The organism is Flavobacterium sp. (assembly GCF_029242675.1).
Lineage (GTDB): Bacteria > Bacteroidota > Bacteroidia > Flavobacteriales > Flavobacteriaceae > Flavobacterium.
This window is the reverse complement of record NZ_JAQWTM010000261.1, coordinates 1-7,298: the sequence shown is the minus strand read 5'-3', so window position 1 is coordinate 7,298 and position 7,298 is coordinate 1. Positions and strand designations below refer to the sequence as shown.

Below are 7,298 nucleotides of genomic sequence, written 5' to 3'. Positions count from 1 at the left end.
GATAAAAACACTAAAAATGTAGTACTCGAAAAGAGCTACAAAGAATATTTAGAAGGCTTTAAGGACATTGCCACAGGAGAAGCACGAAGAGGTTTTATGGATGTGGTCAAGGAATTAAATAAAAAGTTCCCAAAACCAGACGAAATAGAAACAGAAAAAGACAAGAAAGAATTCTCTAAACTATTTGGTGAGTATTTACGTGTAGAAAACATTCTACAGAATTACGATGAATTCAACAATTTAAAAGCACTTCAAACAATAGATGTAAATGATACAGAAGCTCTTGAAGCATTTAAAGAAGCAAATTTTGTAACAGACGAAGAGTTAGAGAAGATGCAGGAAATCAGCTTGCTACCAGAAAGGACTATTCAAGATTATCGTTCAACATACAACGATATTCGCGATTGGTTAAAACGGGAGAAAAACGGCAAAGACTCAGAAGAATCAACTATCGATTGGGATGATGTAGTTTTCGAAATTGACTTACTTAAATCACAAGAAATAAACTTGGATTACATTCTTGAACTAATTTTTGAGCATAAGAAAAAGAACAAAGATAAAGCGACTTTGATTGAAGAAATTCGTAGAGTCATTAGAGCAAGCATAGGCAATAGAGCAAAAGAGAATTTAGTAGTGGATTTCATTAATGAAACCGACCTTGAAACCATTCATGATAAAGCGAATGTTATAGATTCTTTCTTCAAATATGCACAAGAAAAACAAAAGAAAGAGGCCACAGAACTGATTGCAGATGAAAATTTAAATGAAGAGGCTACAAAGAGATACATAGCGGCATCATTAAAACGTGAATTTGCAAGTGAAAATGGTACAGAATTAAACGCTATTTTACCTAAAATGAGTCCCTTAAACCCACAGTATTTAACAAAGAAACAAAGTGTATTTCAAAAGATAAGTGCGTTTATAGAGAAGTTTAAAGGTGTTGGTGGGCAATTATAAAAATCTTTACTCTAAAATTTTAAAATTAAAAGCAAACTATGAACACACAAGAAATAGTTGTTAATCTTTGGTTTATCGTAGACATTGGTACAAACCTATGCTATACTTGGAGCATAAAACCTTATGCTTTATTTGGCACAGATGATCAAAAACTAAAAATATTACAAGTTTTAGCACAGTCAGACTATATTACGGTTCCTCAACGAAAATTGCCAAGTAATTATGTTTTGGTAGTAGGAAATGAAAAACTAACTGGCGTTGTAGAAGCCAGCCAAATTCAAAATGTATTTGAGGGAAATGTTGATTATTTCATTACAGAAATTGAAAAAGATTTAGTCATTAGTGGCAATGCTTTTTCTAACGTAATGCAAAAAATTGAATTAAAACTTCCGAATAATCCTATGCATGTGAGCACCATCATTGCACAAAACGATAAAGGAGAAACAAGACCTTTAACTTCTGAGGCAAACAAAAAATGGTACGAAGATGAATGTTTGAGAATGTCGGCTCTTTAAATTTGATAATTGTTTACTCATTTTTGGACAAACCAGAAGCAAGATAAGCTTTTGTGAAATTGTTTACTTTAAATCAAAATAGTCAGAGGATGTAGAAAAAATTGTAGATAGACGCGTGTTTGAGGTGGTATCCTATTTTTTCAAGCACTAGGGGTCTGTGGAAAGTTGTTTCCCAAAGGGCAGGGGGGTATATTCCACAATCGTTCGTCCAAGTTTTTGCCTTTTTGCTCACTGATTGTCCACGTCTCATTCTTACACACTACTATGGGAGTGCAGTCCTTTCCAGAGTATATTATGAGCTTGTAACTTGCATACAAGGTGTCTCCAGACATGTTCTCGACATAGTAGACTAAGTGTCCATTATACTTGCGATGTTTGCAAACTGACTGTTGGCGTACGGTATTCTAAACTCATGAAAGCTCCAAATAGACCAAAGCTCAGTTTTCTCTTTATTGAACGTTCGTGTGTGCGTTTCGGAAATTCAGACATACAATCTACCTATTCAACAAACCAAGACTTATACATGTGTTATTAGTTTAGTCTTTCTTCTTATATATATAATTTATATTATTTTTCTTTACAAAAGGCGAAATCGACAAATAATATTTAGAATACGAGTGCAGTTATTTTTTTGTGGTAAAAAAGACGATACTGTATGCTATGCAAAGCTTTTGTGCACTAGTACTGTATTTGTCAATCTTTAATCTTAAAAAGGCCCTTACCATAAAACCATTATTCATACCATTTAGAAAGGCGTTAGTAACATCAATATTACTTTGTATCAATAGATCCGCATTAGTGAATCCTAATGTTTTTGATGCACTATCAGAGATATAATAGATTTGATTAGTTGTTTTGTCTTTTTTTATACTTTCCTCTACTCCTTGAAAGAAGTCAATGCAGTAATCGTATTTGTTTTATTAATCTAATTTGTTGGTTGTTTATATTCCCAGTTGGTTTAATATGTTTATTTGTTGTGGTTGGTAGATCCTCTTTTGTTTTATTGTTTTATTACTATTTTCATTCCTGATATTGTGCGCCATCTCTTTGATTTGGGTTTCAAAATTTGAATTAATCCATACCTTTGATAAATACTTTCTTTTGATTTGTTCAAAGATCCTTTTGTCTGTATTGTAGTAGTATTTCAGTCCAGTATGTGAGAGTAAAATACTGTTTTCTTTTTGCATCGAAATATTAAAACCAGTAACCTTGCAAATATGTTTTTTAGTATCGTTGTCATCATTTAATACTATCCGTTTTGACATTATAGTTAAAGGGTCAATTTGGATAGTCTTACTATTTAGAGAATCAATCTTTTTTCCAATTATCTCAGTGGTTAAATCTTGGACTTTATTTGAGTTTTTGGAAACAATTTTTCTTAGTTGATTTCTATGATAATTAAAGTTTTTAGTTTGATTTTTTGCTAGTAATCCAGTCCAGTAATTTGGATTTGAATACTCTAGTATTGCCTTTTTTGATCTGTTTGTTAACTGGTCAATTTGGATAGTGTTGTCATAAAAAAGCACATTTTGCCATTCAATCAGAATTATATTTTTAAAATTTTGTAAACCGTAATCCATTAAATCTTGTAAACTAAAAATACCTTCTTCATTCAGTTTTTGCATTTTAATATATTTAATTTCAAAACGCATTATCTCGTCTTTAATCTTAAACCCTTTTGATTTGTAGTGTAACGCCTTATTATAAATTTTAATAATGTATTGGGAGTGCTGCACCTGTTTATATTTGCCTTCATCTGAATTTTTTTGATATTCAAAAGGTTTTGTTTTGTGAAGTAGACAATTGTCTAAAATTTCATTTGTTGGAACTGGTGGTGTTATGTTAATGCCTATCTCTAAACACTTCAAAAAGCTATTGCTTAGGTCTATGTCGAATTTTGTATTTAAGTCGTTTAAAACAAACAAAACTTCTTCGTAATTAAAGTCATTGTAATTGTGCGCTCCATCATTCCAGTACTTATGTAAACTCCCCGAGAGTGTTATAGTTCCGGTATCATAAATTTTAAACTCTAAACTCTTGTACGAAGCGTTTTTTGATGGTGTTACCTTTACGCCATACCTGTTTGTGGTTTTCATTTCGCCAGTAGTTAAGTTGATGGTATCGTAAAAATCTAATAGGTGATTATTCTCTAAAATAGAGGGGTGCATGTCCTTAATTATTATTTTTATGAAGTCAACCAATTGATTATCTTTACTGAGGTTTTTTAGCATTGCCTGTTGAAAACTGAACTTTTGAACAAAGTATAAACGAGAGCCTGAACAACTCTCGTTTTTTTTGTGTCTTTTAATTCGTTTTATAGGAGCTAAGAATGTTTTGAAGTATTTATTATGAAGTCAGATTCTTAAACGGATAGGGGTTTAAGACTAGCCTCTACTTCTGATCGTAAGAAGTAAACACGCCCAGAGATTCCGAGAGGCTTTAGTTTTCCTGATTTTTGCCAATTGGAAACGGTACTAATGTCAACACTAAACATTTTCGCCACGTCTGATCGGGTCAAATATTCCTTTGGTTGGATTGGTGCGAAATGTTTTAAAAATTCCTGTAACTGGATTTTTATGCCCTCGTTAATTTGTTGTTGAAGTTCCTGAGGAGTTGTTTGGATAAATTGAACTTGTGCCATAATGAAATATTATTTGATTAATACTTCAACAAAATTCATTCTATTTACAACCTTTAAAAGGTTAGTAACGGCTTGGTAACGTGTGTTATTTTTTCTTTTCTTGATTAATATAGTCTAATAAAGATTTTTGTAATTTATCTAAAAACAAAGTTTCACTTCCATTATTTCGTTTTTTTATATCTGTAATTAATTTGTTTGGGTGTTTTATTTCGAAATTAAAAACTTTTGAGAGTTTACTTATTATTTCAGTTTGAGTTCCTTTTATGTTTCCGTTTTCTATTAATGCCTTAATCAATTCTATAAATTCGGTTTGAGATCCTTTCCAGTTTAATAAGCTTTCGTTGGCGGGGACTCTCGGGAGTGTTGTGTTTAATTCATTTTCAAGCTCCTGTTTTCTATGTTCTAAAAATGCCTTAATTCTATCAGTAGTATTTATACGATTCCTAAATAAGTCTAGCATTTCTTCCTTGTTTTCATCTTCTTCCTTGAGATTCTTGATAACTTCTTTAAGATTTGTCAGGCTATTATCTAATAATACTTTTTGTTCCTTTATGTAAAAAAGTTCTGTGTTGTCCTCATAGTCATTCAGAAATTCTAATAAATAATTGTCATAATTTCGTGTATAGTCATTATAAGTTAATTGAATTTGTTTGTAAATTGATTTTTCCATTTGCCTGTATTGATTGATTTAGTTTGAACTTTTGAGATGGGCTGCTTCCTATTATTACAATTTTGTTCTTATTGTTTTTAAGTTTTAATCTATTGATCTTTTCTTGCAATTTATTGTCCGTTTCACAAACTTAAAGATCTTATATTTCTTTTTTATTCATTCTTGCCGTTAGGTAATAATACCATTTTCGCCTATTTGTCTTTGTTTATGTCTTCATATAATTTCATAAATAAATCAGCGTTTGCGTCTTTGTCCTCTCGTTGGTTAATGTATGCTAAAAACAAACTTTCTTTACTGTGTCCCGTAATACCAATCAATACTGAAGTATGCATCTTTTTATAGTAATTGCTAGCAAATGAACGTCTAAAACAATGGGAGGCAATTAACTCGTATTTTGGATAGTTTCCTAATTCCTTTCGGTTCGTTTCTTTATTCAGTTTTGTTCCTTTTACTATTTCAACTATTCCCGATAGTTTACAAATCACTTTTGCATATTCGTTTAGTTTTTGGTGTGGGATTTTTTTAGGTAATTCGTTTTCTATTATTTGAACAACGTGAGGTGCAATAACACCAATGGTAACACTTTTATTCGTTTTCTGTTGTATGACATCGATATAGTAGCCTTTGCCGTTATAACGAATGTTACTGGCTGTGATTCCCAACAAATCCCCTCCACGTTGCCCAATCTCACAACCTAACAAAATCCAGTTTCGAACATTGTTCAAACTTTCGGGGTTAATAGAAATATTTTTAGTTAGTTCGGGGTTCTCTTTTTTGAATAGGTTGAGGTATTCAATGTTTGATAAATCTACATTTTTAATTTTTTCCAGTTCAGCAAAAGATAATGTCTGAATATATCGGTCTTTTTCACTTTCTCTAAAATGTTGAATTATTTTAGAATAGGGAGTTATTGGTATGTCATTTTTTTCTGCATCAATACAAACCGTTTTAAGGATTTCTAATTGTTTGCCAGCGTAATTAGTAGAATATTTTTTGTCATTTACTAGCCAATTGGTAAACTTATCAACAAAAAGTTTTGTAACCTCAATAAATTGAATTTGCTTTTTAATCTTCTTTTGGTACTCTAAAATGATTTTTTTGAAAAGACTGTAGTTTTTGATTGTGCTGGGACTCAAACCAATTTTGTTTTTTACTTTTCTAGTATTGGCATTATCAATAATATATTGAATATGATTTATTAATAATCCTTTATCCGTTTTTACAACTCTACTAAAACAACCATTAATTTTTGATTCTAACCAATTGGAGTCAATCAAAACACTTTTGCCTAAATCGGTGTTAAGGTTGTCAATGATAAAAGAATCTAGTTTTTTAAGAGCGCTAGATAATAATTTATTTTCTGGATTGTTTTGTTTTGGTAGTCCTGTAGGTGCGCTCCAATCTTTGGGATTGATTGTGAAACCTGTATTTAGTTCAAATACATTATTGCGATCTATTGATAAGCGTATCTTTATAGAAACGTTTTTATTCGCCTTACTTCTTACTCTAAATTGTATTGTTGCCATTTTGTGAACTTTTTTAACTTTGAACAATTCAAAAGTAGTAAATTTTGTGATAGGTTTTACTTAGTTGCCCAACAGTTGCCCAACCATTTTAAGATTTCATTCTATTTAATTCTATTTTATTCAACTAGTAAATATTGTCTTTATACCTTGTTAAGTGTTGAATTTATTGAGTTTTATACTTATTTCTGTAGTGTTTTCAATGATTATATAAAAATGCAAAAACGAGTAGGTAGGCGTGTAGGTTCGAGTCCTATTATCCGCACAAAAAAAGCTTCTCAATCGAGAAGCTTTTTTTTTGTTTAATTATTTAAAAATTTTTAAGTTTAATTAATTTATTTGAAAGGGAACTAATTATATAAAAATAATAGCTCCCATTATAAGTAGCTATTATTGTTTTTATTACTTTATTTTTCAGCAATCCAAGCATCGATATTTTTTTCTAACAAGGCTAGTGGCATCACACCGGATTCCAACACTTTTTCATGGAATTTTTTAATGTCGAATCGAGTTCCCATTTTATCCTGTGCTCGCTTGCGCAGCTCCATGATTTTTAATTGCCCTATTTTATAAGACAATGCCTGCCCCGGAATAGCCATATAGCGTTCGATTTCTGTGGTAATACTCGCTTCACTTTCGGCTTCGTTTGCTAAGGAGTACTTTATGGCTTGCTCTCTAGTCCATCCTTTGCTATGTAATCCTGTGTCGACCACTAGTCGTACTGCGCGGTGCATTTCGTTTCCTAGCATCCCAAAATACTGATACGGATCTTGGTACAAGACCAATTCTTTCCCCAAACTTTCAGTGTATAATGCCCAACCTTCTCCATAGGCACCAAACCAATTGTATTTTCTGAAATCAGGTAAGTTTGCGTTTTCTTGTTGTAGCGAACTCTGAAAATGATGTCCCGGAATGGCTTCGTGCAAGAATAGATCTTCGTCTCCATACATATTGTATTCCGTCACATTTGGAATAGGGACATAAAATATCCC

The 7,298-nt window shown here is 31.6% G+C and carries 6 protein-coding genes and 1 pseudogene; 2 read left to right on the top strand and 5 right to left on the bottom strand.

Features of this window, described 5'->3' with window-relative positions:
- Both P8M54_RS09765 and P8M54_RS09760 read left to right on the top strand, forming a co-directional pair.
- Window positions 1–957 (top strand): annotated as a pseudogene (locus tag P8M54_RS09765) (type I restriction endonuclease subunit R); the annotation flags it as partial.
- 38 nt (window positions 958–995) lie between these two features.
- Window positions 996–1,472 (top strand): hypothetical protein, encoded by a 477-nt coding sequence (locus P8M54_RS09760; protein WP_300287637.1) that lies wholly within the window; start codon window positions 996–998, stop codon window positions 1,470–1,472.
- 941 nt (window positions 1,473–2,413) lie between these two features.
- On the opposite strand, the gene P8M54_RS09755 is transcribed toward P8M54_RS09760, so the two are convergent.
- From P8M54_RS09755 to P8M54_RS09735, 5 genes are all read right to left on the bottom strand, one after another.
- Window positions 2,414–3,703 (bottom strand): hypothetical protein, encoded by a 1,290-nt coding sequence (locus P8M54_RS09755; RefSeq protein WP_300287636.1) that lies wholly within the window; start codon window positions 3,701–3,703, stop codon window positions 2,414–2,416.
- 131 nt (window positions 3,704–3,834) lie between these two features.
- Window positions 3,835–4,113, bottom strand: coding sequence for a helix-turn-helix domain-containing protein (locus tag P8M54_RS09750; protein ID WP_300287635.1), 279 nt, complete (start codon window positions 4,111–4,113; stop codon window positions 3,835–3,837).
- Between the two features lie 85 nt (window positions 4,114–4,198).
- A complete protein-coding gene (locus tag P8M54_RS09745) occupies window positions 4,199–4,783 on the bottom strand; it encodes an RteC domain-containing protein (protein WP_300287634.1) in 585 nt (194 codons plus the stop codon).
- A gap of 191 nt (window positions 4,784–4,974) precedes the next feature.
- The gene (locus tag P8M54_RS09740; protein WP_300287633.1) at window positions 4,975–6,309 is read right to left on the bottom strand and encodes a phage integrase SAM-like domain-containing protein; all 1,335 of its coding nucleotides are present in this window, start codon (window positions 6,307–6,309) and stop codon (window positions 4,975–4,977) included.
- A gap of 404 nt (window positions 6,310–6,713) precedes the next feature.
- Window positions 6,714–7,298: DUF885 family protein (locus tag P8M54_RS09735; protein WP_300287632.1), on the bottom strand; the 585-nt coding region annotated here is incomplete at its 5' end.